20 protein-coding genes and 1 pseudogene are annotated in these 24,417 nt (G+C 65.2%); 3 read left to right on the plus strand and 18 right to left on the minus strand.

The window, feature by feature from the left end; genetic code table 11:
- Positions 1 to 161: 161 nt before the first annotated feature.
- From AC1Q7Q_RS12805 to AC1Q7Q_RS12830, 6 genes are all read right to left on the minus strand, one after another.
- On the minus strand, positions 162 to 3,188 hold the full coding sequence (locus tag AC1Q7Q_RS12805) for a two-partner secretion domain-containing protein (RefSeq protein WP_492371655.1): 3,027 nt from the start codon (positions 3,186 to 3,188) through the stop codon (positions 162 to 164).
- Positions 3,189 to 3,269: 81 nt separating this feature from the next.
- Entirely contained in the window at positions 3,270 to 5,090 is a 1,821-nt protein-coding gene (locus AC1Q7Q_RS12810) for a ShlB/FhaC/HecB family hemolysin secretion/activation protein (RefSeq protein WP_492371654.1), read from the minus strand.
- A gap of 105 nt (positions 5,091 to 5,195) precedes the next feature.
- A complete protein-coding gene (locus tag AC1Q7Q_RS12815; RefSeq protein WP_492387166.1) occupies positions 5,196 to 5,981 on the minus strand; it encodes a fimbria/pilus periplasmic chaperone in 786 nt (261 codons plus the stop codon).
- A 95-nt stretch (positions 5,982 to 6,076) separates the two neighbouring features.
- Positions 6,077 to 8,935: a fimbria/pilus outer membrane usher protein gene (locus AC1Q7Q_RS12820; RefSeq protein ID WP_492371652.1), complete on the minus strand. Its 2,859-nt coding sequence runs from the start codon at positions 8,933 to 8,935 to the stop codon at positions 6,077 to 6,079.
- Positions 8,936 to 9,023: 88 nt separating this feature from the next.
- Entirely contained in the window at positions 9,024 to 9,788 is a 765-nt protein-coding gene (locus AC1Q7Q_RS12825; RefSeq protein ID WP_492371651.1) for a fimbria/pilus periplasmic chaperone, read from the minus strand.
- Positions 9,789 to 9,818: 30 nt separating this feature from the next.
- Positions 9,819 to 10,406, minus strand: a complete 588-nt coding sequence (locus AC1Q7Q_RS12830; protein WP_492371650.1) for a fimbrial protein — start codon at positions 10,404 to 10,406, stop codon at positions 9,819 to 9,821.
- A gap of 387 nt (positions 10,407 to 10,793) precedes the next feature.
- Here AC1Q7Q_RS12830 and AC1Q7Q_RS12835 point away from each other — a divergent pair.
- A pseudogene (locus tag AC1Q7Q_RS12835) lies at positions 10,794 to 10,952 on the plus strand (IS4/Tn5 family transposase DNA-binding protein); the annotation flags it as partial.
- Between the two features lie 168 nt (positions 10,953 to 11,120).
- On the opposite strand, the gene aceB reads toward AC1Q7Q_RS12835, so the two are convergent.
- Both aceB and AC1Q7Q_RS12845 read right to left on the minus strand, forming a co-directional pair.
- A complete protein-coding gene (gene aceB, locus AC1Q7Q_RS12840) occupies positions 11,121 to 12,707 on the minus strand; it encodes a malate synthase A (protein WP_174427333.1) in 1,587 nt (528 codons plus the stop codon).
- A gap of 43 nt (positions 12,708 to 12,750) precedes the next feature.
- Positions 12,751 to 13,452 (minus strand): haloacid dehalogenase type II, encoded by a 702-nt coding sequence (locus AC1Q7Q_RS12845; RefSeq protein ID WP_492371649.1) that lies wholly within the window; start codon positions 13,450 to 13,452, stop codon positions 12,751 to 12,753.
- Between the two features lie 262 nt (positions 13,453 to 13,714).
- On the opposite strand from AC1Q7Q_RS12845, the gene AC1Q7Q_RS12850 reads away from it, so the two are divergent.
- Entirely contained in the window at positions 13,715 to 14,668 is a 954-nt protein-coding gene (locus AC1Q7Q_RS12850; RefSeq protein ID WP_150983570.1) for a LysR family transcriptional regulator, read from the plus strand.
- A 123-nt stretch (positions 14,669 to 14,791) separates the two neighbouring features.
- Entirely contained in the window at positions 14,792 to 15,226 is a 435-nt protein-coding gene (locus tag AC1Q7Q_RS12855) for a universal stress protein (protein ID WP_006161942.1), read from the plus strand.
- A gap of 114 nt (positions 15,227 to 15,340) precedes the next feature.
- On the opposite strand, the gene loiP is transcribed toward AC1Q7Q_RS12855, so the two are convergent.
- The 10 genes from loiP to AC1Q7Q_RS12905 form a co-directional block, all read right to left on the minus strand.
- Positions 15,341 to 16,090 carry a metalloprotease LoiP gene (gene loiP, locus AC1Q7Q_RS12860; protein ID WP_150983571.1) on the minus strand — a complete coding sequence of 250 codons (750 nt, stop codon included), beginning with the start codon at positions 16,088 to 16,090 and terminating at the stop codon, positions 15,341 to 15,343.
- Positions 16,091 to 16,440: 350 nt separating this feature from the next.
- Complete coding sequence (aceA, locus tag AC1Q7Q_RS12865; RefSeq protein ID WP_416048836.1) at positions 16,441 to 17,733, minus strand: isocitrate lyase; 1,293 nt, start codon at positions 17,731 to 17,733, stop codon at positions 16,441 to 16,443.
- Between the two features lie 352 nt (positions 17,734 to 18,085).
- Positions 18,086 to 19,033: an alpha/beta fold hydrolase gene (locus tag AC1Q7Q_RS12870; protein ID WP_492371648.1), complete on the minus strand. Its 948-nt coding sequence runs from the start codon at positions 19,031 to 19,033 to the stop codon at positions 18,086 to 18,088.
- Between the two features lie 105 nt (positions 19,034 to 19,138).
- Positions 19,139 to 19,540 carry a gamma-glutamylcyclotransferase family protein gene (locus AC1Q7Q_RS12875; protein WP_492371647.1) on the minus strand — a complete coding sequence of 134 codons (402 nt, stop codon included), beginning with the start codon at positions 19,538 to 19,540 and terminating at the stop codon, positions 19,139 to 19,141.
- A 2-nt stretch (positions 19,541 to 19,542) separates the two neighbouring features.
- Positions 19,543 to 20,040, minus strand: a complete 498-nt coding sequence (gene rraA / locus AC1Q7Q_RS12880; protein WP_492371646.1) for a ribonuclease E activity regulator RraA — start codon at positions 20,038 to 20,040, stop codon at positions 19,543 to 19,545.
- A gap of 63 nt (positions 20,041 to 20,103) precedes the next feature.
- Positions 20,104 to 21,369 carry an MFS transporter gene (locus AC1Q7Q_RS12885; RefSeq protein ID WP_492371645.1) on the minus strand — a complete coding sequence of 422 codons (1,266 nt, stop codon included), beginning with the start codon at positions 21,367 to 21,369 and terminating at the stop codon, positions 20,104 to 20,106.
- A gap of 118 nt (positions 21,370 to 21,487) precedes the next feature.
- Positions 21,488 to 22,318 (minus strand): LytR/AlgR family response regulator transcription factor, encoded by an 831-nt coding sequence (locus AC1Q7Q_RS12890; protein WP_492371644.1) that lies wholly within the window; start codon positions 22,316 to 22,318, stop codon positions 21,488 to 21,490.
- Positions 22,319 to 22,397: 79 nt separating this feature from the next.
- Positions 22,398 to 23,588 carry a sensor histidine kinase gene (locus AC1Q7Q_RS12895; protein ID WP_492371643.1) on the minus strand — a complete coding sequence of 397 codons (1,191 nt, stop codon included), beginning with the start codon at positions 23,586 to 23,588 and terminating at the stop codon, positions 22,398 to 22,400.
- Positions 23,589 to 23,631: 43 nt separating this feature from the next.
- The gene (locus AC1Q7Q_RS12900; protein ID WP_492371642.1) at positions 23,632 to 24,060 is read right to left on the minus strand and encodes a terminase; all 429 of its coding nucleotides are present in this window, start codon (positions 24,058 to 24,060) and stop codon (positions 23,632 to 23,634) included.
- The gene (locus AC1Q7Q_RS12905) at positions 24,057 to 24,263 is read right to left on the minus strand and encodes a LiaI-LiaF-like domain-containing protein (RefSeq protein ID WP_150983578.1); all 207 of its coding nucleotides are present in this window, start codon (positions 24,261 to 24,263) and stop codon (positions 24,057 to 24,059) included. The genes AC1Q7Q_RS12900 and AC1Q7Q_RS12905 overlap by 4 nt, the downstream gene beginning before the upstream one ends.
- Positions 24,264 to 24,417: the final 154 nt, after the last annotated feature.

Raw genomic sequence — 24,417 nt, forward strand, 5'->3', positions numbered from 1 at the left:
TGCGCGCGGCCGACAGGACCCGCCACCTGCGCCGCCAGCAACGCATATCCGTCCTTGTGTTCCATGGCGCGGTACTGAAATGCCCTTGCATGCCATGCCGAAACACGGCACGCAAGGGGCCTGCCTGCTAGGCAGGCAGGTCAGTGGACTGCTTCAGCAACTTACTGAATGATGGTGCCGTAGTTGATGCCGGCCTGCGGCAGCAGGGCAGCATTGCCGGAAACCCGGTTGCCTTGCATGAGACCGAAGTTCACACCGACCAGGCCACCATAGCTCTGGGCGTAGCTCGACACGAAGTCGATCTTGCCGCTGGCCGTCGAGTAATTGACTTCGCCCTGATTCAGGCCAACCAGGCCGCCCATCGTCACGTAGTTGCCACCGCTGACCGTGCCGGAAGCCGACGAAGCACTGACCGCGCCGTGGTTCTGGCCAACCAGGCCACCCACCACGCTGCGGCTTTCACCCTTGACGTTGCCGCTGGCTACGCCCGACACGATCGCGGCGCCATTGCTGGCGACGTTGGTGCCGACCAGGCCGCCGACAAAGCTGTTGGTATTGGCATAGACTTCGCCGCTCGCTTCCACCGCCAGCAGGTTGCCGCCGTTGTAGCCGACCAGGCCGCCGGTGTGGCTGTTGCTGCCGCCCGAGGTCTTGCCTCGCGCCACCGAACTCTGGATGGTGCCGCTGTAGTTGCTGCCGACCAGGCCGCCCACGCGGTTGTTGGCGCCGCCGATCACGGCGCCGGTGGCTTCCGCGCCGAAGATGGTGCCGCCCTCGTTGCTGCCGGCCAGGCCGCCCACATCGATGCCCGAAGTATCCCTGACCAGGCCGCTGGTCTTGACATTGATCAGGCTACCGTTCCGGTTCTGCCCCACCAGGCCGCCGATGGCCGCGGCACCGCTGCCGTCTACGCGGCCACTGGTGCTGGCATCGGCAATCCGGCCGCCGCTGTCGTTGAGGCCAACCAGGCCACCGATCACGGCGTTGCTGGAAGAGCCTGTGTCGCCGGCGGAGAAGACGCGCTCGATGACGCCACCGTTGTTGTAGCCCACCAGGCCGCCCACGTTCAGGCCGCCGTTGGATGTGCCGACGGTGCCCCGGCTGGACGAATCGGCGATATAGGCGTTAGGCCCGGCGTTCAGCCCGACCAGGCCGCCCACGCCGCCCATGGCCGTGCGCTGCATGTATCCGCCGATCTTGGCATCCGACCTGCTGCGTGTCACGCTGCCCGCGTTTTCGCCGACCAGGCCACCGATCGACTGGGTCAGGTTGCTGCCAGACAGACTGGAGGCGCTCACCGAAGCGCGGTCGATGGAGCCGTCGATGAGGTTCTTCCCCACCAGGCCACCCATTGAATGGGCCCGCCCGCTGTTGCTAGACAGGCATACGCCAGTGGCGTTGACGTTGGAGATGGTGCCGGAATTCTGCCCCACCAGCCCGCCCAGCGCAGCGGCGCCGGCATTGCCAGACGTCGCGTTGACCGTCAACGCCGCCAGGCCGAGGTTGCTGATGCTGCCGGACGATGCCGAGAACAGGCCGGACAAAGGCCCGGTGCTGGTCACCTTGAGATTGCTCAAGGTATTGCCCAGGCCGTCGAAGGTGCCGTAGAACGTGCCGTAGTCGCCGCCGATCGACTTCAGGCTGCCGCCGCTGATCTTGTTGCCCAGCACGTAGTAGCCGCCCAGATTGTCGTTGATGCCCTGCAGCTGCGCGAGGTTCTGGATCACGTTATAGGAAAAGCCGTTCGACCTGAACGACGCCCCCGTCCCGGACAAGGTGACCACCGCGCCGTTGTTCAGGTTCAGCGAACGGCCATAGTTCAACGCCAGGCCGTTGCCGGCTCCGCTGAGCGTGACCTTGTTGTTCAGGTTGATATCCTTGGCGTCGCCGGCGGTCATGGCCAGGCTGGCGTTGACGCCGGTGGCGCTCAGCGCTCCGTTCACATTGACATCGCCAGCCGAGGTCAGCGTCAGCTTGTTGCCGCTGCTCCACTCGATCGGCGCGTTGACCAAAAGATTGCCAACGGTGCTGGCCAGCTCGATATTGGTGGTGCCGAGGTTGCGCGAGAGCGTGTCACTATATGCGGTAATTTCGCCACTGCCGGCGGTCTGGCCGACGTTGACATCCATCCCGCTGAGCTTCCAGGTGCCCGTCTGCCCGTTATTGGCCTGGGTGTTGACCTGGGTGCCCAACTGCACCTGCACATCGGCGCCGCGGGTCTCGATGGTGCCGCCGTTGCCCGGGCCGGCCATCGCGCTGGCGTTCAGGTTGCCGGCCACGCGCACGACGCCGGCGCTGCCGCCGTCCAGCGTGATCTTGCCGGCATTGCCGCGCAAGGTCTTGGCCTCGATCATGCCCGTATTGTTCACCACCGCCTGCTGCAAGCTGCCGGCGGCACGGGCCGTCATCAGCACCTGGCCACCGTCGGCCTTGAGCAGGCCGCCGTTTTGCACCAGCGAGCCTACCAGGCCGCCATTCACCTGCAGGTTGAGCAGGTTGCTGGCGTCGAAGCTCACGGTGAAGTCATTGCCGGCGCCTAGCGCCACCCGGCCCATCTGCGCCTGGATAAGGCCAGTGTTGTTCACCGTCGTGCCCAGCAGCGCCACGCTGCCACCCGGCGCGGCGGTAATCCGGCCGGCATTGATGATCGACGCACCCGCGCCGCCGGCAAAGCGGTAGGTCCCGCTGTTGAAATCCGCGTTGGTGATGTCCTGCGTCGAGGCCACCAGGCCGCCCACGTTGACCTGGGCGGTCTGCCCAAACACCATCCCGTTGGGGTTGACCAGGAAAACGCGGCCATTGGCATCGATCTGGCCCTGGATATTGCTGGCATTCGCACTGATCACGCGGTTGAGCGCGATCGAGTTGCTGTCGGGCTGGTTGAAGGTGACTCTCTCCTTCGCGCCAACGCTGAACCCGTTCCAGTTGATGATCAGCTTGTCGCTCGACTGGTTGATCGACATGGCCTGGCCATCGTTGTAGGTCGCGACATTGCCGGTGCCCGATACGATCACATTGCCGGTCGGCAAGGCATGCGCCGGCGCAAGCGCCCCCAGCCCCAACAGCGCAACAGCGGCGGCAATCACGCGCCTGGCACCGCCAGACTTGCCGCGGCGGCGAGCCCCTTCGCTGGCGACGTTCCAGCATCCCTGGGCCTGATTCCAGACCAGTGCATAGCTTTTGTTCATATTGACCTCTTTCCTTGTTATTGAGAATGCTGCAACCATCCCGGCAGCACGGGTACTGCACCGACACGGTCCACGGCGCGCTCAGAAGTACTGCGCGCCCTGAACCCAAAACCTGGGGCTGCGCACCGGCCCCCCGCTTGCGTCGCGCTGGCCCAGCGGCCAGGCCAGCGCCAGGCTGATCTGATGTCCCTGCCCGGCCCAGGCGCCACCGATGCCCGCCCCCGTCAACCGGCGCGTGTTGCGCTCCCTGGTCCAGGGCTGCTTGTTGGTGTCCACCACGCTCTTGTCCACGAAGGCGCTCAACTGCCAGCCAGGGGCCACCGCGTAGCGCAGCTCCAGGCTGGCCTGCCAGCCCTGGTCGCCGCTGCCGGCGCCGAGCGCGTAGGCGCGCACGCCATAGGGCCCGCCCATGCCGAACTTCTCCGAGCCGTCCAGGTTGCCGGACGCCCATTGCGCATTGGCCTGGGCATAGAGCTGGAAGCGATTGCTCAGTCGCTGCAGGCGCGCCGCGCTCAGGTTCATCTTGCTGAAGCTGCCGCCGGTTCTCGCGCTGACCTGGTCGATGAACTCGGTGTACGGATCGTCGATGCGAAGCCGTCCCGTGCTGTAGCTCGCCGAGAACATGGTCTGCCCGCCGCCGAATACGTTGTCCTGGCCGTTGCCGTTCACGCCAGCGGTCCACAGCCCCACGCGCTTGCCGACGTTGCTCTCGAAGAGATCCATCTCGTCGCGCAGCCGCTTGTCGTCGTACTGCAGCTGGGCGCCCAGGTTGAAGGCGCGGCCGCGCAGCAGCGGCTGCGAGACGAAGACGCTGCGGATGCTGGCGCGGCCGTGCGCTTCCAGCACCGCGAAATTCTTGCCGAGGTGATAGCCCATATCCGAGTACGACACGCCCACGCGTGTGGACCAGGGACCGGCCGGCAACTGGTAGCCGGCGCGGTAGTAGCGCTGCCGCTTGTCGCTGCCAAGCACGCGCAGGCTCAACTGGTCCCCCAGCCGCAACGGGTTGTTCAGGTAGAAGCTGCCGCCCAGGCGGTATTCGCCGGTGTAGTAGCCGCCGTAGTTGTCCGCCTCCAGACTGCCGCCGGCCAGCGGCCCGGGCTCCGCCTCGACCAGCAGGTCGGTGGTACCGGGCTCGGTGCCGGACTGCAAGGTACCCTTGGCCTGGGCGCCGGGGATATCGTTGAGCAGCAGCAGGCTGCTTTCCAGTTCCGCACTATGCACCGCCTCGCCGCGCCTGAGCCTCGACAGCGGCTGGCGCAGCACGCCGTCGAACGCGCGCGATTTATTCTGCAGCACGACCTGCCCGTACCTGCCCTCCATCACTTCGAGCCGGATCAAGCCATCTTCGATATCCTGCGGCGGCAGGAAGGCGCGCGCCAGCAGGTAGCCGTGCGCGTGGTAATACGCGGTGATGCGGTCCGCCGCCGCGCGCAGGCCTGCGAGGTCCTGCTCGCTGCCGTTCAGGTCGCTCAGCAAGGGCAGCAGTTGCGCCGAGTCGAATACCTTGTTCCCGTCGATGCGAAAGCCCTGCACCTTCAGGCGTATCCCCGGGTCGGCGGACGCGGTGGGCACGCTGCGCTCGTCCGCCTTGGGCAGGTCCAGCTCCAGACTGGACGGCGCAGGGAGTTCCGGACGCACGGTCTCGAGATCGCGCATGGTCTGCCCGGCCCTGGGTATGCTGGGTACATTCGCCGCATTCGCCGCATTGGGCGCACCGGGCACCTGCGCATGCCCCGCGACCGGCAGCAGCAACATCAGGCCGACACCGCAGGCACGCAGCCCGAAGGCGCGGCGCGCGGCCCGGTCACCGACCGCCCGGCGGGCTTGTGCATAGGCATCGACATCGACATCGACATCGACAAAAGTTCCACGGCCAGCAGTCACTTGATTTCTTCTCATGGCAATCCATTCATTTCACGAGCGGCCCAATCGATGTGCATGCGCCGCTCTCAGCCCGATGGCGTTGGACTTCCTCATCGAGCCACCCATCAACCTGCGTCGAAACTACCTTTTGACATTTGCATTGCCGACGATCAGTTCGCCGCTGTCCCTGACGGCTTCGTAATGCACCACCGCCTCGTCCGAGGCGGCGCCCTTCAAGCCGGGCAGCGTGAACCGCGTGACGCCAAGCGGCGCGATGGTCTGGCCGTCCAGTTCCACCGATGCGCCCCCGCGCCCGACGGCCATCCGCGCCAGCGACACGTGGTAAGGCGTGGGGTTGCTTGCTTCCAGGACGGCGCCGCCCGCCTTGCCTGCATTGCCGAACGCCCATGTCACCTGCCCGATGGCCTCGTCCGCGGTGCCGGGCAATCCCGCCGGCCGGAACAGCAGCTTCATGCGCGTGCGGTAAGACAGGCGCAGCAGACTGGCGGTGTCCCCGGCCAGCGGCGGCACCTCCAGAAAGTTGATCCAGAACACCGACTCGCGATCCCCGGGCAGCGGCTCACCGGTGTAGCGCAGCCGGAGCACCGTCTTGCGCTCCGGGTCCAGCCTGAGCAAGGGTGGCGACAAGATGAAGGGCACGCTCAGCGTGGCCGGATCGGCATTGACCTCCCCCTGGTCCAGCCAGGCCTGGACCAGGATCGGGCTGTCGCCGGCATTGCGCAGCCTCACGCTCAGCGCCGACAGCTCGGCGGGGTAGACGAAGCGGGTGCCGATGATCGACAACGCCGCCAGCGCCCCGGCCGGCGCCAGGCAAAGCAGCAAGGCCAGCATGGCCCCAGCGCCGCGCCACCGCCGCTCGCAGCGCTGCCTGCGATCGCTGCCGCCCGCAATGATCGGATGGGTCATGCAGCTCGGCCTTCCCTGGTTCAGCATGCCGGCCGGATTGCCTTGCGCTGCCGTCCTGGTGCTCAACGGTTGCCCGGCTCCGGGTTGATTCGGCCTCACGGACGCGCCGCCAGCTCTTTGCTGCCCACGCCGCCGGCCGGCAATGGAAGGCATGGCAGGTCCAGCATCTCGTAGCCGCTGCGTTTGCCCTGCACGCGCGCGGGCAGCGTGTAGTCGATCACGCAGCGCTCTTCGGGCTTCTTGCCCCATTCGACGCGGATCGAGCCGCGGTCCTTCTCGGTGCGCACCACCAGGCGGCTGCCCTGGCCCACGGCGCCGATCGCCATGCCGCCTTCGGCATCGATGGCGGTGGCGGCGAAGGGCAGCAGTTCGCCATTGGGCATGCGGCTGTTGATGAGCACGGCGCGCGCCTTGCGGGTTTCGTAGGTGAGCATCACCACCGAGCCAGCGCGCGGCGCGACGCTGCGCGAGGTCACCTTCAATTCGACGTCGTCGGGGATGCCCTTGGGATCGACATCGATGCTGTTCAACTGATAAGGGATCAGGCTGGGTACGACCGCGTAGCCGCGCCGGTCCACGCTGGCGCCGCCGTAGCCGACCCGGGCGCCCTGCGCATCCGCCGCATGGACCACGCCGATGGTCTCGCCAAGGGTCTGTGCCATGGATATGCCGCCCGGATGAACGACCAGGCCGCCCTGCGCGCTGGCCGACGCCTGCCGATAGCCTTGACCCTGGCCAATGCTGGCGCCCAGCGTGACGTCAGACAGGCGCCAGTTGATGCTGGCGTTGCCCGAGGCGGCATTGCGCCGGTCGTCATAAGTGCCGGAGAGCGAGTACGAGCCCTTGCCCTGCTGGTCGATGATCCCCGAAACGCCGGAAGACACCTGCGTGCCGGCACTGTCGTCGTGCGTGACGAAGGCGTTCAGGACGGGAGCGCCGCGGGCGGACTTTCCCAGTGGAATCGACAGGTTGAGGCTGACCAGCGTGCTGCTGCCGCTGCTCGCTCCCCCATACAAGGCCCCACCGCCCCCCGCGTTCTGCACGCGCTGCACGGACACGGAATAGGTGTTGCCGCGCCACTGGTTGCTATAGCCCAGCGTGAAACTGAGCGCCTGGCCACGCTGGTTCCAGTACTGGAGCGAAGAGCCGTTGAGGTAGACATTGCCGCCGCTCGCGCCGAGCGTCTGGCTAATGTTGGCATCCACTCTGCTGCGCGTGCGCGCGAACGAATCGGCCGCCGCGCCGCGCTCGACGGCATCGTGCAGCATCAGCGCATCGCGCAGGCCAAGATAGCCACGCGTGGAATAGCGGTACGCCAGCAGCGAGAAGTTGGTACCGCTGTTCGGCAAATTCTTGCTGTACGAAACACGGAAGCTGGAGCCACGCAGGCTATCGCCGTTTGGCACGGCGGCCCTGGCCCACGTGACGTCGGCGCCAAAGCCACCGAAGCGCGTGTTGAGCGCCCCGCCCAGCAGCCCGGACACATAGTTGCTGGCGAAGGCCACACCACCGTAGCCGGTGGCCATATTGTTGATGCCGTGTTGCAGCGTGCCCTGCATGACGTACTGTCCGCTGCCTTGCAGAGCGGGGTCGCTAGCCCTGCCCGCGGTCACGCTGTAGCGCGTGACACCGGGCCGCAACAACTGCACGGTGGTGGCAAAGGGCACCAGGAAGGTACGCGCCTGCCCGTTGGCCTCGGTCACGGTCACCTGCAGGTCGCCGCCGTAGCTGGCAACCTGCAGGTCATTGATCTCGAACGGCCCCGGTGCCACGGTGGTCTCGTAGACCAGGAAGCCGCGCTGGTGGACCGAGACCCGGGCGTTCGAGCCGGCGGTACCGCGCACCACAGGTGCGTAGTAGCGCTGCGTCTCGGGCAGCATGCGGTCGTCGCTGAAGATCTGCGCGCCGCGGAAAGACACCGAATCGAACAACTCGCCGCTGGTCGAGCTCTCGCCGACCAGCAATTGCGAGCGCAGCTCGGGCAGATCGGTCTGGCCATAGATATAGCCACGCTGATAGCGCGTGCCAGTCGGCGCCGACCAGGTGACCGAGCCGTTGTGGCGCAATCGCAGCGGCCCGAGGTTTGCCCCCAGGTTCAGGCCCGCGTAGGCCTGGGTGGTGTTGCGTCCCTGGCTCTGCGTGGTGAAGACATTGGTGTTGTAGTTGAGGAGCAGCGCCGGAACGCCACTGTCCCAACGCTGCGGATCGACATAGTTCTTCGATGTGGTCAGCCGCAGATAGTATTGCGGCACGGAAAGATAGATCGCCTGCTCCGCCTGGTCGAACTTGAGTTCGGCGCCGGGAACATAGTTGCCGATGTCGGCACAGACCGGGCCTTCCGGCATCGGGTTGGGCGGCCGCGCGGGATCCTGGCCGCGCGCGCTCTTGCGCAGATCGACACCTGCGCGGGTGAGCAGATCGCGGTCGTAGCATGCCTGCGCGCTTTCCCGGCCCGCAACCTGCCGGAACTCGATATCCTCGGTGCCGCGCCATTGGCCATTGACATGCAGTTCGACGCGGTACTTGCCCGGCGCGACAATATCCAGCCGCTCGAAACGGCTGGTATCGATCGTGATGCCCTCGGTGCCCTGCGCCAGCATGTAGGAGTCGAATATCACCCGTTTGCCGTCCAGGGCGGACAGCAGCCGCGGCTCGGGCCCGTTTCCATCGCTGCCGGCACTTCGCGCGCGCTCCGGGTCACCATCCTGTGCCCCTTTACGTTCCTGCGCCGGGGTCTCGCCAATCGGCGCGCCAAGATCCATGGACTGGCGCGTCCCCGCGCCCTGCCCACCCACAACGGTCGCCGCCGCCCAGGCGGCAGGCGACATCGCGATCGCCGCCACGGCGCCGATCAGGCGAGGCGCAAGGCGCCCCGGCCTGGAGGCCGGCAGCGCAGCCACGCTGCCGGCGCGAGCCGGGCCAGCGGGTTGAACAAGGCGAACTGAGGATTGCATAGACCGACGAATTTGTCCTATCTGCGGAAGCTGGAGGCCGCTGTGCAACGGACACAGTGAAAGGAATCGGGACAGGCGTGCTTAGCGGCTAATTTGCCAATGCCTTCTCTTCCGTGTACCGGCCACCGTAGTCGTTGATGACTTCGTATCGGACCAGGGCACCGGGGTGATTTCCGGGCTTTGCTTCGGGTAGCACAAAGGTCTCCTTGCCGAGCGGGGCCACCATGCCACCACCCGCGGCGACAAACTTGCCCTCCAGCCTGGTGTCGACCCGGCCAAAGGAAACGTAGTAGGGCGTAGGGTTGCTGACCTCCACGGCAAGCTGCTTCGCCGTCTTTCCGGCCGGCCCCTGGCCATCCACGGTGACCAGCTTCCAGGCAAGCTTGCCGGGAGCGGCATCGACGTCCTTCAGTTGCACAGGCCGGAAGAAAACCTTGATACGGCTGCGGAAGGCGAACAGAAGCGCATTCTCGGCGTCCTCCTTCTTCGAGGGCACCTCCAGCACATTGAGCCAGAACACCGTCTCGCGGTCGGCCGGCAGTGGTTCCTGCGTATAGACGATACGCAGCACCGCGCCCTTGCTCGGCTCTACCCGGCCCACCGCCGGCGCGAGCATGAAGGGAACGCGGACTTTCTCGGGCGGCATGTCCGGCTGGCCATCGTCCAGCCAGTTCTGCACGAGAACGGGCTCGCTGCCGATGTTGTTCAGCCTTACGGTAACCTCCCGGGCATCGGACGGGAATACCAGTCGCGTACCCTGTATGACAATGGAAGCCTGCGCCACGCTGGCGCAGGCGGCGAGCGCCACGACACCGGCGGCAAGAAGTGAAGAGATGCGAGCGACCGACGTCATGGCATTCCTGGCAATGAAACCTGGCTCGATTTAGTAGTAGGCCATCGTGTAGCGGATGAACGAGTTACCCGCACCCGCAGTGACGGCGGCAGCGGTCTGGACATAGGCCGCGCTGTAGGTCAGCGTTGCGGTGTTGTCCGCGATCGTGGCCACCTGCGGGTTCGTCTGAGCCAGGTGCAGCGGGATCTTGCCGGTGGCCTTGTTGCCGTTGTCGCTGATCTCGATCTGCACGCCCTTTGCCGCAGCGGTGCCCTGCAGGATCAGGTTGCCGGTGGCGGGATCGATGTTGGCGGAGCCCGTATCAAAGGAGATAGAGGCCTTCGTTTTATCCTTGCAGGCCGTGCCGCCGCCCAGCACCAGGCTGAACGGTACTGCGGGAGATTTCGTGCCAACGGCGGTGAAGATGATCGGGTCCACGCTGCCCAGATCCACGGTGGTGCGGTTGTTGGGCCCGGCCGGCTTGCCGTTGATGGTGCAGGTCACGTCCGTGATGGAGCCGGTGAAGTCCAGATGGCCGTCGAACGCATGCGACAACGAGGGAGCCATGGCGGCCATGACCACACAGCCTGCTGCGAGAGAACCGAGAACAGTACGTTTCCCGAGAATAGTACGCTTCATGTGATTTCCTTCTTCCGTTGGTAATTGGGGCAATGCATCAAGCTATTAGATGCACCCCGGTTTAAATGCAGGTCCACAGGGGACCGATGCACCGGCTTCCGAATCGAACCGCACCCTGCCTGACGCATTCCACGCCAGAGGCAGTCACGGAAAGATACGCAATGGCACTGAGGCCACTCGACGGTGACCAAATCATAGATCTCATGAAATAAAATAAGCCCAAGACAATTCTTGTTTTTCTGAAAAACAATTAAATCAATACCTGGATACTTCAAGCCCTATCGTCATAGGAAAGTCGAAGCCACGCCTTGACAGCATTCGGCCGGTCACTAGTGGAATCTGGGCACAGCGGGCTGTGAGCATGCGCGGACTCGCCTTCACGCTCGAATTTTTTGGCGCGAATGGACAACGAGCCGGGGCGCGCGGGCGGACGATGAATTCGAGGGGCTGGATCTCAGCGATCCAAGGCGGGATCGACGTGCAAAGGCGCTGCGCAAACGGCTTGCGGCCAGGCCGACGGCAAGCATTCGGGGCGCGTGTGATGGATGCGTGGAGACCACCCATCACTACCTATCGATTTCCCGCCGACGAGGAGATCGAGTGAGTGCGCCCTGCCGGGCGCACCATAAAAAAACCGCAGCACCAGGCTGCGGTTTGCTGCGGTTTTTTTTGCACCGGGGCAAAAGCCCCGGCCAAGCGAATGCTACCGCCCGATCAGATCTCTTCGTACAGCGGCAGCGTCAGGAACTCGGCAAAGTCCTCCGACGTGGACATCTGCTCGAAGATCTCGCCGGCGCGGTCATACGTCGTGGTGTCGCCACCGACGAAAGCCTTGACCTTGGCCAGCTCTTCCGGGATCAGCGCGCGCACCATCTCGGCGGTCACCTTGCGGCCGTCTTCCAGCTTGCCCTTGGGCGAGCGGATCCACTGCCACACCTGCGAGCGCGAGATTTCGGCGGTGGCGGCGTCTTCCATCAGGTTGTGAATGGGCACGCAGCCGTTGCCTGCCAGCCAGGAGCCGAGGTAGTGGATGCCGACGTTGATGTTCATGCGCAGGCCGGCTTCGGTGATCGGGGTTTCCGGCTGGAAGTCCAGCAGGTCCTTGGCCGCCACGTTGACGTCGTCGCGCTGCTTGTCGAACTGGTTGGGCTTGTCGCCCAGCACGGCCACGAATTCCTTCATGGCCGGCTCGACCAGGCCCGGGTGAGCCACCCAGCCGCCGTCGTAGCCGTCGGTGGCGTCACGCTTCTTGTCGTTGATGATGCCTTGCATGGCGATGGCGTTCTTCTCCGGATCGTTCTTGATCGGGATCAGTGCGCTCATGCCGCCGATGGCGGGCGCGCCGCGCTTGTGGCAGGTCTTGAGCAGCAGCAGTGCGTACGAGCGCATGAACGGCGCGGTCATGGTGACCTTGGCGCGGTCGGCCAGGCAGAAGTTCTTGTCGACCTTGAACTTCTTGATGCACGAGAAGATGTAGTCCCAGCGGCCAGCGTTCAGGCCGGCGCTGTGCTCGCGCAGCTCATACAGGATTTCTTCCATCTCGAAGGCGGCCAGGATCGTTTCGATCAGCACGGTTGCCTTGACGGTGCCTTGCGGCAAGCCGATTTCGTTCTGGGCCATGACGAAGACGTCGTTCCACAGACGCGCTTCGAGGTGGCTTTCCATCTTCGGCAGGTAGAAGAAGGGGCCGGCGCCGCGAGCGATCTGTTCCTTGGCGTTATGGAACAGGAACAGCGCGAAATCGAAGATGCCGCCGGAAACACGCTGGCCGTCGATGGTGACGTGCTTCTCGTCCAGGTGCCAGCCGCGCGGGCGCACTTGCAGCGTGGCGATCTTGTCGTTCAGCTTGTAGTGCTTGCCGTTGGAATCCAGCGTGAGGGTGCGGCGCACGGCGGCCTTGAGGTTGACCTGGCCCTGCAACTGGTTGTGCCAGTTGGGGGTGTTGGAGTCCTCGAAGTCGGTCATGTAGCTGTCCGCGCCGGAGTTGAACGCGTTGATGACCATCTTGGCTTCGACCGGGCCGGTGATTTCCACGCGGCGGCAATGCAGTGCCGGCGGCACCGGCGCGACCTTCCAGTCGCCTTCGCGCACGCTCTTGGTCTGCGCAAGGAAGTCGGGCAGCTCGCCGGCGTCCAGGCGCTTGGTGCGCTCGACGCGGGCAGCCAGCAGTTCCTGGCGGCGCGGCTCGAAGGCGCGGTGCAGTTTGTCCACCAGGGCCAGGGCCGCCGGCGTGAGGATGTCTTCGTAGGCCGGCAGGATTTCGCCGGTAATCTTCATGCCCGCAGGCAGCGTGATGGCCATCAGTGTTCTCCTGTGATCGATGGTTGATTTAAGGTGCCCGCCGTCAAACCGCCGCACCTTGGATGCGGACGAATTCGAGCAGGTCATTCATGTCGTGCCCGGTGCCGGAAGGGCTCACATCGAGCCGCTCCGCCGGATGACCGGCACGGTTGATCCAGAACGTGGTGTAGCCGTACCAGGTGGCGCCGCAAGCGTCCCAGCCATTGGACGAGACGAAGAGGATCTCCCCTGCCGGCACGCCAAACGCCTTGGGGCCCAGCGCGTAGGCCTCGGGCGCCGTCTTGTACATGCGCACCGCGTCGACCGACAGCACGTGGTCGAACAGCCCGTGCATGCCTGCGCTCTTGACCGAGATATCCAGCATCTGCGGATTGCCGTTGGAGAGAATGCCCAGCGGCAACCCGGCTGCCCGCAGGCGCTTGAGCGCGCCGAGGTTTTCCGGGAAGGCCGACAAGCACGCGTACTCCTTGAGCAGCTGCGCCTCCAGGGCCGGGTCCAGCTCCAGTTGCAGGCGCTCGGCCGCATAGCGCAGCGCATCCACCGTCAGCGCCCAGAACGGCTTGTAGTAGGCGCCGTCGGGCGCGGCCATCGAGCGGATGCGGGTGTAGTCGATCTGACGCTCGCGCCACAGCAGCGCCAGCGCCTCGCCCTTGCCCGGAAACAATTGCTCCGCGCGCGCGGTGACGGAATACACGTCGAACAGCGTGCCATAGGCATCGAAGACGACTGCGCGGATCTTTTGCATGAGCTGGAGCGGTTCCTTTGGACAAATCCGACAAACCCGGCATACCCGGCAGGCCAGCGCCACTGCGTGGGCCTGTACACCAATGAATGCATAGCATTGTAGGGAGACGTTGCAGTGCGGCAAAGTCGGTCGGGGTCACTTGATCTTTTACTTTTACCCCACTAATCTTCGCTAACGGTGTAAAGATAAGGCACCAAATCCACCCCATTGCCTCACCCACCCCTTGCTTTGGGCGGCATGAGGCACAAAACTGGCGAGCTTCGTGGATCATTTCAAACAATTGGAGACATTCGTCTCGGTAGCCGCGCGCGGCAGCCTTTCGGCGGCCGCGGCGGCTGAAGGCGTGGCGCCGGCCATCATCGGCCGGCGCATCGATGCGCTGGAAGAGCGCCTGGGCGTCAAGCTGCTGCTGCGCACCACGCGCAAGATCAGCCTGACCTTCGAAGGCTCGGCCTTCCTGGAAGACTGCCAGCGCATCCTCAACGACCTGCACAACGCCGAGGCCAGCGTCTCGGCGGGCGGCGTCAAGGCCAGCGGCCACCTGCGCGTGACCGCGCCGGCGGGCTACGGACGCAAGCACGTGGCGCCGCTGGTGCCGTTGTTCATCGAATCGCACCCGGATGTGACCATCACGCTGGACCTGTCGGACCGCGTGGTGGATCTCGTCAACGAGGGCTTCGACTGCGCCATCCGCCTGGGCGACCTGCCCGACTCCAGCCTGGTGTCGATCCGCCTGGCGGAGAACCGGCGCGTGGTGGTGGCGTCCCCCGACTACCTGGCGCGCCATGGCGTGCCCGCCCTGCCCGAGGATCTCACCCGTCACAACTGCCTGGCCTTCGGCGCCAGCGCCAACGTGCAGCGCGGCTGGGCCTTCCAGCAGGAAGGCCGCGCGGTCACGGTCAAGGTGGGCGGCACCATGGAATGCACCGATGGCGCGGTGCTGCACGCATGGTGCCTGCATGGCCACGGGCTGGCATGGCGCTCCTGGTGGGAAGTCGGGCAGGAAATCGCTAGCGGCCGGCTGGTCACGGTGCTCGACGAGTTCCAGGCGCCACCCATCGGCATCCACGCTGTCTTCCCGCAGCGCAAGCACCTGCCGCTGCGGGTACGGCTGTTCATCGACCACCTGAAGAACACCTATGGGAACCCGGCCTACTGGCGCCGCGCGGAACAGGCATCTGCCGCCGGCAAGCCGCAACTGGCGGTCAATTCCTAGTTCGATTTGATTTAGGGCAATGCCGCATGCGCCACCCCTGCCTACAATGAAAGCTGACAGGTGCCGTGCGGCCTGCCTCCGTCCAAAGGTAAATCCGGTCCATTCGCCCCAAAGGAGTCCAGCATGTTCAAGCACATCCTGCTACCCACCGACGGTTCGGAACTGTCCAAGAAGGCCATCGACGGCGCGCTGGAGCTGGCCAAGACAATCAACGCGCGGGTCACCGCCTATGTCTGCCTGGAGGAGTATCCCTACACGCCGTTCAGCGAGATCGTGGTGGAGGCGCCACAGGCCTTCAGGGACCGCATCGAAAGCCAGGCCAAGCTATACCTGAAGGAAGTGGAAACCGCCGCCCGGGCCGACGGCATCAGCTTTGACGCCGACATGTCCACCTTTGCGGTGCCCTACCTGGGCATCATCGACGCGGCCGAGCGCCATGGCTGCGACGTGATCTTCATGGCCTCGCACGGCAGGCGCGGCTTGTCGGGCTTGCTGCTGGGCAGCGAAACCCAGAAGGTGCTGACGCACACCGACATCCCGGTGATCGTGTATCGCTGAGCGCGCCCTGGCGACAGACGACGAACGATAAACGACAAAAAGGCTGGCCACCCCGAACAGGGCAGCCAGCCTTTTTGCCTGCCCGGCCCGCCTATGCGGCAAGGCCGGCCCGGATCAGCTGCCCTTATTGATACGGTCTTCGATGTGCTTGGCGCGGTCGTCCGAGCCAGGGTGCGACGAGAACATGCTGGACTTGCCGCCATCGAGCTTGGCCAGCTTCTGGAACGCCGTGACCAGGCCGCGGGTATTGGCCTTGTTCTTGGTCAGCACGTCGAACGAGTAGTCGTCGGCGGCGCTTTCCTGCGTTTGCGAGAATTGCGCGTTGATCAGTTGCTCGCCCATTTCGCCCAGTTGCGAGGCCGACAGCGCAGCCACCGTGCCACCGGCGGCGGCCAGCGCGCCGCGCGCCGCCATGGCGGTGTACGCCACCTGCATCTTGTTCTTGGTGTGGCCCAGCGCCACGTGGCCCAGCTCATGCCCCACCACGCCGCGCACTTCGTCGTCGGTCATCATGTCCATCAGGCCGCTGTACACTCGCACGCAGCCGTTGGCCATGGCCCAGGCGTTGACGTCCTTGGTCAGGTAGACCTTGGCGTTGACGCTGGGCAGGCCGCTCGACTGCAGGCCCGCCATGATCTTGGTCAGGCGCTTGTTGTAGGTGCTGCCAGGGGCCGCGATCTTGTTGGCCTTGTCGAGCTCGGCGCAAGACTGGTCGGACATGGCCTTGACGTCGCCATCGCTCAGCGAGGCCGCCTTGAACAGCGAGGTGCCGGCGCCCATCATGCCGTCGACATTGGTGCCGGCACAGCCGGCCAAGGCAGCGCAGAGCGCGACGATAGCGGCCAGGGAAAGTTTGTGCTTCATGTTTGTTGCCTTCTTGGGATCGACACCGGCCGGGTTGCTCGCCAGTGACTTGAGTGGAGATGTGCCGGCGGCTGGCCGGCGACCTGCGGTGTGGCGCTGCTTACACACGGGCAGCATCATATCGCCTAAAACATCTCAATCGGCACACAAATGACATAATTGCTACAGACACAATTTTTAACATTCTTCGCAGGCCGACCCCAAAAAGCAAAAAACCGCGCCGTCCCTGAGAGGGAGACGGCGCGGCGCCTAATTGAGGGGCGTGATGGTCGCACGCCCTTCAAGATGACCGGCTATCGGGCCAGTCAGCCATTCAGCCATTCAGCTTTTCGATCTCGCGATCTGAAGCCTCAGGCTACTTTCTTGTCGAAGAATTGTTCGTCTTCGGTCGAACCCTTGAGGGCGGTCGTGGACGACTGGCCGCCTTCGATGGTCTGGGTCACGGCGTCGAAGTAACCGGTGCCGACTTCGCGCTGGTGCTTGACGGCGGTGAAGCCCTTCTCAGCGGCCGTGAACTCATTTTCCTGCAGTTCGACGAATGCGCTCATATGGTTGCGGGCATAGCCGTAGGCCAGGTTGAACATCGAGTAATTCAGCGAGTGGAAGCCGGCCAGCGTGATGAACTGGAACTTGTAGCCCATGGCGCCCAGTTCCTTCTGGAACTTGGCGATGGTGGCATCGTCCAGGTTTTTCTTCCAGTTGAACGACGGCGAGCAGTTGTAGGCCAGCATCTTGCCCGGGAACTTGGCGTGAACAGCTTCGGCAAACTTCTTGGCGAATTCCAGGTCAGGCTTGCCGGTTTCGCACCACACCAGGTCGGCCACTTCGGCGTAGGCCAGGGCACGGGAGATCGATTGCTCGATGCCCGGCTTGACGCGGTAGAAGCCTTCCACCGTGCGCTCGCCGGTGCAGAACGGGCGATCGCGCTCGTCCACGTCGGACGTCAGCAAATCCGCGGCCTCGGCATCGGTACGGGCGATCACCAGGGTCGGCACGCCGGACACGTCGGCGGCCAGGCGCGCGGCGGTCAGCTTGGCAACGGCTTCACGCGTCGGCACCAGCACCTTGCCACCCATGTGGCCGCACTTCTTGACCGAAGCCAGCTGGTCTTCGAAGTGAACGCCGGCAGCGCCTGCGTCGATCATCGACTTCATCAGTTCGAAGGCATTGAGCACGCCGCCGAAACCGGCTTCGGCATCAGCCACGATCGGCGCGAAGAAATCAGTATCGCCCTTGCCTTCGCTCCACTGGATCTGGTCGGCGCGCTGGAAGGTGTTGTTGATGCGGCGCACCACTTGCGGCACCGAGTTGGCCGGGTACAGCGACTGGTCGGGGTACATTTCGCCGGCCAGGTTGGCGTCGCCTGCGACTTGCCAGCCCGACAGGTAGATGGCCTTGAGGCCAGCCTTGACCTGTTGCATGGCCTGGTTGCCGGTCAGCGCGCCCAGCGTGTTGACGAACGGCTCGGTGTTCAGCAGGTGCCACAGCTTCTCGGCACCGCGGCGGGCCAAGGTGTGCTCGATCTGCACGGAGCCGCGCAGGCGCACGACGTCATCCGCCGTGTAGTGACGCGCGACGCCCTTCCAGCGAGGATTGGTATCCCATTCTTTTTGCAGGTTCTTTGCTTCGGTTTCGCGGGACATTTCACTCTCCTAGTGTGTAGGGCGGGGATGGCATTGGAAACTTGCGACAGGCTTGGCGGACTGTGGTGCCGACTTGCCGACCGGGGCACTTTCGGGGGTGTTTCGGCGGCGCTGCTCTGCTGGCCTCGCCACCCCTGTTTTTTGCCGCTCAGGTCATGTGTCTTATATAAGAGTGTAGGGAAACACCTCGCGTCGCAACAGCTCGGAATGCAATCCTTGTTTAGTTTTTTTCTCTTTTATAATCAATAATTTACAATATATTTTTCACGATGCGGCAAGCAATCTTCCATCATGAGAAATGCCCGTTGTGCTACGCATCACCATTTTTTGCCGCGCAGAACAGCTTTCCGCATTATGAAATTCCGGGATTTGGCGCCATCCGTGCCTGCCGCAATGCCAGCGACTCGGGGCCACCATCGATATGCCCGGCCAGGTCGCGCACCATCGCCGCCATGCCGGCGGGGTCCGCCAGCGGCAGCCAGTGGCGCGCGCAGACCTCCCGGCGCCACCAGCGCTCCACCCAGCGCGACAGATCCTCGGACAGCGCCGGCCTGACATAGCGATCCAGCAGCGGCACGATCACCTGCACCGGCGCGTGCGCGTGGCGCTCGCCCGGTGAAAGCAGGCGCGGCAGCATATTGGCGCGGTACAACGCCAGCCCGTGACGGCCGTCCGCGGCCTGGGTGGGGTTGGGATCCGCCTCGATACCCTCGGTCCGTCTCAGGTAAAGCGGCCAGGCGCGGCCCATCCAGAGCCGCCAGCTCAGCTCGGGCAGCCACGGCAGGTGGAAGATATAGATATACCAGGACGAGGCCATCTGCCGCAGCGAGCGCGAAAGCGCCGTGAACGACAGGCGCCGGTTTCCCCGCATCCAGTGGCCGACATGGTCCAGGCAAGGCCCGGAGCACGACGTGAACGAAGCGATGCGGCCACGCAGGCGTGGCTCGGTGACAAACTCCCAGCACTGGATCGAGCCCCAGTCATGGCCGACCAGGTGGACGGGCGCATCGGGAGAAACGGCGTCGATCACCGCGCTGAAATCTTCCGCCAGGCGCTCCAGGCGATAGGCCGCCATGCCCTTTGGCGCCGAAGAGCTGCCGGCGCCGCGCACATCGTAGGCCACGACATAATAGTCATTGGCCAGCAGAGGCGCCACGCCGTGCCAGACCGCGCTGTTGTCCGGATAGCCGTGCACCAGCACCATGGCCGGGTGCGCGGGATCGCCCCAGGTCTTGATGGCAAGCCGCACGCCGCCGGACTGGACGAATCGCTGGTTGGGAAGGGAATGGGGAGCGTGCATGCTTAACCATGACATCGGACGATGGAATGGTTGCCGATGCTACGCCAAGACCGGCCGCGCGGCGAGCGCGCGGCATGGCGTTTCAAACGCAAGCGGACTAACGGGCTAGCGGGCGCGCCGGTAGGCCACCCAGTCTCCGGATGCAATGCGCGGCAGGCCCGCGACCGCGTCCTCGCCCACCGGGTAAAGCAGGCAGGTGACGGCTTGACCGCCAACCGCCACCACGCGCTCCTCGCGCACGAACAATGAGGCCTGGCCCGGATAGACCTCCTCGATCTCGTCGAGCACCGGCACCAGCGCGGCATCGACCTCGTACAAGTCGCCGGCCACGCCGGGCGCGGCGGCATCCAGCACCAGCCCGGGATACGTGCCGAAGTCATAGAGCCGCCCCGCCACGGCCGCGCTGCCGATCAGGCGCGGCGCGGCAATGCCGTGCCTGCGCGCGGCCGCGTTGAGGTCGTTGACTTCGCCCGCGCGCAGCGTGCCATAGACAAAGACCACCGGCATGCTCAGCCCTCCAGCTTGGTGTCCGCCACCAGCACGCCATCGGCGTCAACATAGATCCAGTTGCCGGGTCGCACCACGGCGCCGGGCATTTGCACCGTGCCCTCGCGCTCGCCCACATTGCGCCTCTGGCTCTTTTGCGGATGCAGGGCCAGGGCGCGCACGCCGATGTCGCACACCGCAAGCTCCCCGCTGTCACGCACGCAGCCATTGACGAGGATGCCGGCCCAGCCGTTCTTCTCGGCCAGCACGCCGAGGTTGCCGCCCACCAGCGCGCAGCGCAGCGAGCCGCCGCCATCGACCACCAGCACGCGGCCGTTGCCCGGTGATTCAACCGCCTCGCGCACCAGGGAATTGTCCTCGAACACCTTGAGCGTGGCCGCCGGGCCAGAGAACGCGGCGCGCTTGCCGAAATGCTGGAATACCGGCGACAGCACGCGCAGCGAGCCGTCGGCCAGGCGCGCCTCATTGGCATCGCACAGATCAGTGGTAGCAAAGCTCATGAAGGACTCCCGAATCGGAAAAGTGGAAATTGGATGAGGTACGGGTGCGTGCGTCCGTCCGTGTCAGCCGGCGGCCGCCCGCTTGCCTGCCACCTCGCGGCGGGAGCGGTTGCCATTGCCAACCGTGACAGCGGTGAAGATCGCCAGCATCTGGAAGGCGCCGATCATGAAGAACACCCAGCTCGGCCAGTGCGCGTCCATCAGCATGCCGAAGAACAGCGGCCCGCTGGCCAGGCCGATATCCAGGCCAGAGTAGACCACGCCATAAACCCGGCCCGTGGCGCCGGCAGGCGCTGCCGCACGTACCAGCAGGTCGCGCGAAGGCCCAGCCGTGCCCGCGCCAAAGCCGATCACACCCATCAGCACCGGCACCATCACGGCCGGCAGCACGCCCAGCCCCACCACGATCGCGACCAAGCCCGACAGCGTGAAGCTCATTGCGATCAGGCGGTCGTGGTTGCTGGTGCGTCCCGCGGCAAAGCCACCCACGATCATGCCGCCCGCGCTGCATAACATATAGACGGTGTACGACGCCGTGGCGAGCGTCAGCGGCATGGCGTAGAGCTGGGTCAGCGCGGTCGGCGCGAAGCTCTGGATGCCGGAAAACGAAAAGGTGGTGACGAGGAAGAAGGCCCAGCAGATCCACACTTGCGGCAGCTTCAGGAACGCCAGCATGCTGCCGCCCGCCTTGGCCGCCGCGGTGGCCGCCCTGGGCGCCGCGCCGGCGCCAGCGCGGGGATCCAGCACATGCCGAAAAGCCAGCAGCACGGCCAGCGCGCCAAAGGCCACCGCCGAGGCGCTGGCGAGCGCGGTGCGCCAGCTGCCGAGCTCTGCAATGGTGACCAGGAAGATCGGCGCCGCGGCCCAGCCTAGGTTGCCCGAGATGCCATGCACCGAGAACGCATGCCCCAGCCGCGGCTGGGAAACATGCTTGTTGAGCAAGGTGAAATCGGCCGGATGGAACACGCCGTTGCCAATCCCGGCAACGCCCGCGCCAAGCAGCAGCATCGCGTAGCTCGGGCTGATCGACAGCAGCAAGGCCGCCGCGCCCAGCAGCCCGAGGCCGCCAAACAGCACCGGCGTCGCGCCAAAACGGTCCACCACGAAGCCCGACGCGGTCTGCACCACGGCCGACACGGCAAAGAACACCGTCATCAGCAAGCCCAGCTCCGCATAGCTCAGGCCGAACTCGGCCTTGATCCACGGGAACAGGGGCGCCAGCAGCAGGTGAAAGAAGTGGGAAACGCCGTGGGCCAGGCCGACCAGGCCGATGACCTGGGCGTCGTGGCGCAGCGGATTGCGAACGGGATCGAGGGTGGCGGCAGTCATCGGGCGGCTATCAGGCTGGGCTTGGCATGGCGCGCCGGCCATGCTGCCAGGCTCAACAGGCGCGCTGCGAATACCGCATCATAGAGTAAAACAACCCGTGACAGGGGTGCCCTGCGCGTTACATCTGTTTAAACAGATAGGCGTACTGACGCGCCACCGGCAAGGTTTCAGGGCGATTGCGCAGCTTGAGCGCGAGCCGCCCCAGCGACTGGTTCACGGCACTGGCCACGCAGTCGATATTGACCACCGTGCCGCGATGGATCTGCCAGAAGCGCTCGGGGTCGAGCTGCTGCGACAGCTCGCGCAGGCTGGTGCGGATCAACGCCTCGCCGCTAGCGGACACCACGTTGACGTACTTGTCCGTCGCCTCCAGGTAGATCACCTCATCCACCGGAATGATGCGGATCTCCTGGCCGACCAGCGCCTTGATAAAGCGCAGGTAGCCATGTTGCGGCGCGCCCACCGGCGCATGCTGCCCGGGGCCACCGCCTGGCTCCATGGTCTCCAGGCGCGCCAGCAATTGCGCCAGGCGATCGGTATCGAGGGCGGCGCCGCCCTCCTCGCTGGCCTGCGCCTGGGCCGCCAGCCTCGCCTTGAGGCGGTGCACCGTGGCCTCCAGCCGCTCGGGTTGCACTGGCTTGAGCACGTAATCGACTGCCTCGCGCTCGAAGGCTTCCAGCGCGAACTGGTCGTACGCCGTGACGAACACCACCAGCGGCGGCGGATCGAACGCCATCAGCTCGCGCGCCACGTCCATGCCGCTCATGCCTGGCATGCGGATATCGAGAAACGCGACCTGGGGCTGGTGCTGGCGGGCCGCCTCCAGCGCGGACACGCCGTCATGGACCACGCTGACGATCTGCGCCTCGGGCCAGAGGCTGGACAATTCGGCATGCAAGGCGCGCGCGAGCAGCGGCTCGTCGTCGGCGATCAACAGGGTCGGGGCCATGGAAACGGTAGTAAGGGGCGGATGGGTCGATGCAGTCTAAGCAGTCTAAGCAGTCGAAGCGGCTAAGCAGCGGGGTGCATCAAGAATGCGAAATGCCTTGCGTGGCAGTGCTCACAGGGGGGATGGCGCGCGCGCCGGCGGCCTTGCACGCGGGCACCGGCATGGGTGCGTGGGCGGCGGCAGGCGCCGCCGTGCGCACAACGGGCAACGTCAGCCGGACGATCACGCCGCGTGGCGTGTTTTCTTCCATCTGCATGCTGGCCGCCGCCCCGAAAATCCGCGCCAGCCGCTCGCGCACATGGGTCAGCCCAAGGCCGGAGCCCTTGGTCACGGCATGTCCGAAACCCACCCCGGTATCGGTGATGATCACCTGCACGGCGTTGTCGCCCTGCGCCCGGGCCGACAGCACGATCCTGCCGCCATGCATGCACGGCTCGATGCCGTGGCTGACCGCGTTCTCCACCAGCGGCTGGATCAGCATGGGCGGGATCTCGACCTCCGCCAGCTCGGGCGGAAGCTCGATCTCATAGGCCAGGCGCGTGCCGAAACGCAGCGCCTGGATGTCCAGGTAGCTGCGCAGCAACTCGAACTCCTGGCGCAGCGTGCATTGCTCGGCGCGCGTGTGGGACAGCGACATGCGCAGGAAGCCGATCAGCCGCTGCAGCAGGCGCCTTGCGGCCTGCTGGTCGGTGGCAATCAGGCAATCCAGGTTGGCCAGGGAGTTGAACAGGAAATGCGGCTCGATCTGCGCCTGCAGGGCCATCAGCTGCGCGCGCACCAGCTGCTTCTCGGCCTCTTCGCGCTGCAGCGCGTCAAGCGCGGCCTGCCGTTCGAGATGGGCGAGCTTCTCGCGCGACCAGTAGAAGTAAATCATGCTGGCCGACGCAAGCATGCCCACTACCAGGCACATGCGCAGCATATCGGTAGCTTCCTCGAAGGACTTCGCCGGCTCGCTCAGTACCACGCGCGTGGTCCAGCTGCCCATGATCACGCCCAGCGGCACGGCAACGGCGGTCAGGCACAGGAAGGGCCAGCGCCTGGGGCGATCATTCCACCAGATCAGTACGCGGGCGATGTCGATCAGCAGCCAGATCGACAGGCCGATAAGCTGACTGTAGACGAAGTTGTGCCACAGCGAGCCGCCCGTGCGAAAACCGTAGTTCAGGCTGACCGCGATGATGGTGTTCGCGCACAGCACGAACACCAGGTCGCGCGCGAGGATCGAGATCCTGGAGGGAATGGCGGCGGGACAGCGATCCAGCGCTTTCATAGGGGCAAGGTCGAGGATAACTGAGCGTTATTGTAAAGGCCGATCACAGGCGCTGACAGCCGTCGCCCGGCTCGCATGTACGCTGCGGCACGTTGGCGTCATCAATCGCGGGATCGGCACCGTGGCCGTGCAACGCGGCCCACCACTGCCCCGACAGCACATAGCGCGGAAACGTGATCCATTGCTCGGCCAGGATGCGCCGGGCGATGTCGAGCGGGCCGGCAAACGGCTCGGGCCTGACCGCCTCGAGCCGGTGCCCGCGCCCTTGCAGCATCATCGACAAGGCCATGCACAGCACACCAAGCCCTACAGCAGGCACGGACAGCGACAGCACGCCATAGACCAGCAGCACATTGCCGGCCATGAACATCGGCACCGCGACGATGTGCAGCAGCAGGCTGCGAGGGTGATTGTGATTGCGGGCGTAACCGCGCCATTGCCAGCTCAGCAGCCCTTCAGGGCGCGCGCTCATGGCTTCGGGCCGCGCTGGTCGACGCGCCGCCAGGCCAGGCGGCGCACAAGCACGATGGCGCCCAGGGCGATCAGCAGCACGGGCCAGCCATCCCGCACCAGGTAGGCCGGCAGCAGGCCGCCGTTTTGCGCGAGGAACACCGCGCCCAATGCAATCAGGATGATCGGGGCGATCAGCCCCTTGCCGCCACGGCCTTGTTTCATCTCGCTCTCCTCTCGTGCGGACCCGCGCACCGTCGATATTGCGGTGCATCAAGCCATGTGACGGTATCAACGTATTCCGCCACGGACAGTAGCGACTTTACGCGGACACCGGTCGCTACGAAAGTGGCGTGCGACGAATGGAAAGCGGATGGCG

The organism is Cupriavidus sp. GW823-FHT07A04, assembly GCF_058794615.1.

What these genes read in the sequence shown, in the direction of transcription:
- AC1Q7Q_RS12890 (WP_492371644.1), bottom strand. Translation starts at nt 22,318, where the DNA reads ATGGCCCCGACCCTGTTGATCGCCGACGACGAGCCGCTGCTCGCGCGC.
- AC1Q7Q_RS12825 (WP_492371651.1), bottom strand. Translation starts at nt 9,788, where the DNA reads ATGACGTCGGTCGCTCGCATCTCTTCACTTCTTGCCGCCGGTGTCGTG.
- AC1Q7Q_RS12875 (WP_492371647.1), bottom strand. Translation starts at nt 19,540, where the DNA reads ATGCCGGTGGTCTTTGTCTATGGCACGCTGCGCGCGGGCGAAGTCAAC.
- AC1Q7Q_RS12885 (WP_492371645.1), bottom strand. Translation starts at nt 21,369, where the DNA reads ATGACTGCCGCCACCCTCGATCCCGTTCGCAATCCGCTGCGCCACGAC.
- AC1Q7Q_RS12900 (WP_492371642.1), bottom strand. Translation starts at nt 24,060, where the DNA reads ATGAGCGCGCGCCCTGAAGGGCTGCTGAGCTGGCAATGGCGCGGTTAC.
- loiP (WP_150983571.1), bottom strand. Translation starts at nt 16,090, where the DNA reads ATGAAGCACAAACTTTCCCTGGCCGCTATCGTCGCGCTCTGCGCTGCC.
- AC1Q7Q_RS12870 (WP_492371648.1), bottom strand. Translation starts at nt 19,033, where the DNA reads ATGCACGCTCCCCATTCCCTTCCCAACCAGCGATTCGTCCAGTCCGGC.
- AC1Q7Q_RS12830 (WP_492371650.1), bottom strand. Translation starts at nt 10,406, where the DNA reads ATGAAGCGTACTATTCTCGGGAAACGTACTGTTCTCGGTTCTCTCGCA.
- AC1Q7Q_RS12815 (WP_492387166.1), bottom strand. Translation starts at nt 5,981, where the DNA reads ATGACCCATCCGATCATTGCGGGCGGCAGCGATCGCAGGCAGCGCTGC.
- AC1Q7Q_RS12895 (WP_492371643.1), bottom strand. Translation starts at nt 23,588, where the DNA reads ATGAAAGCGCTGGATCGCTGTCCCGCCGCCATTCCCTCCAGGATCTCG.
- AC1Q7Q_RS12855 (WP_006161942.1), top strand. Translation starts at nt 14,792, where the DNA reads ATGTTCAAGCACATCCTGCTACCCACCGACGGTTCGGAACTGTCCAAG.
- AC1Q7Q_RS12845 (WP_492371649.1), bottom strand. Translation starts at nt 13,452, where the DNA reads ATGCAAAAGATCCGCGCAGTCGTCTTCGATGCCTATGGCACGCTGTTC.
- aceB (WP_174427333.1), bottom strand. Translation starts at nt 12,707, where the DNA reads ATGGCCATCACGCTGCCTGCGGGCATGAAGATTACCGGCGAAATCCTG.
- AC1Q7Q_RS12810 (WP_492371654.1), bottom strand. Translation starts at nt 5,090, where the DNA reads ATGAGAAGAAATCAAGTGACTGCTGGCCGTGGAACTTTTGTCGATGTC.
- AC1Q7Q_RS12905 (WP_150983578.1), bottom strand. Translation starts at nt 24,263, where the DNA reads ATGAAACAAGGCCGTGGCGGCAAGGGGCTGATCGCCCCGATCATCCTG.
- aceA (WP_416048836.1), bottom strand. Translation starts at nt 17,733, where the DNA reads ATGTCCCGCGAAACCGAAGCAAAGAACCTGCAAAAAGAATGGGATACC.
- rraA (WP_492371646.1), bottom strand. Translation starts at nt 20,040, where the DNA reads ATGAGCTTTGCTACCACTGATCTGTGCGATGCCAATGAGGCGCGCCTG.
- AC1Q7Q_RS12820 (WP_492371652.1), bottom strand. Translation starts at nt 8,935, where the DNA reads ATGCAATCCTCAGTTCGCCTTGTTCAACCCGCTGGCCCGGCTCGCGCC.
- AC1Q7Q_RS12805 (WP_492371655.1), bottom strand. Translation starts at nt 3,188, where the DNA reads ATGAACAAAAGCTATGCACTGGTCTGGAATCAGGCCCAGGGATGCTGG.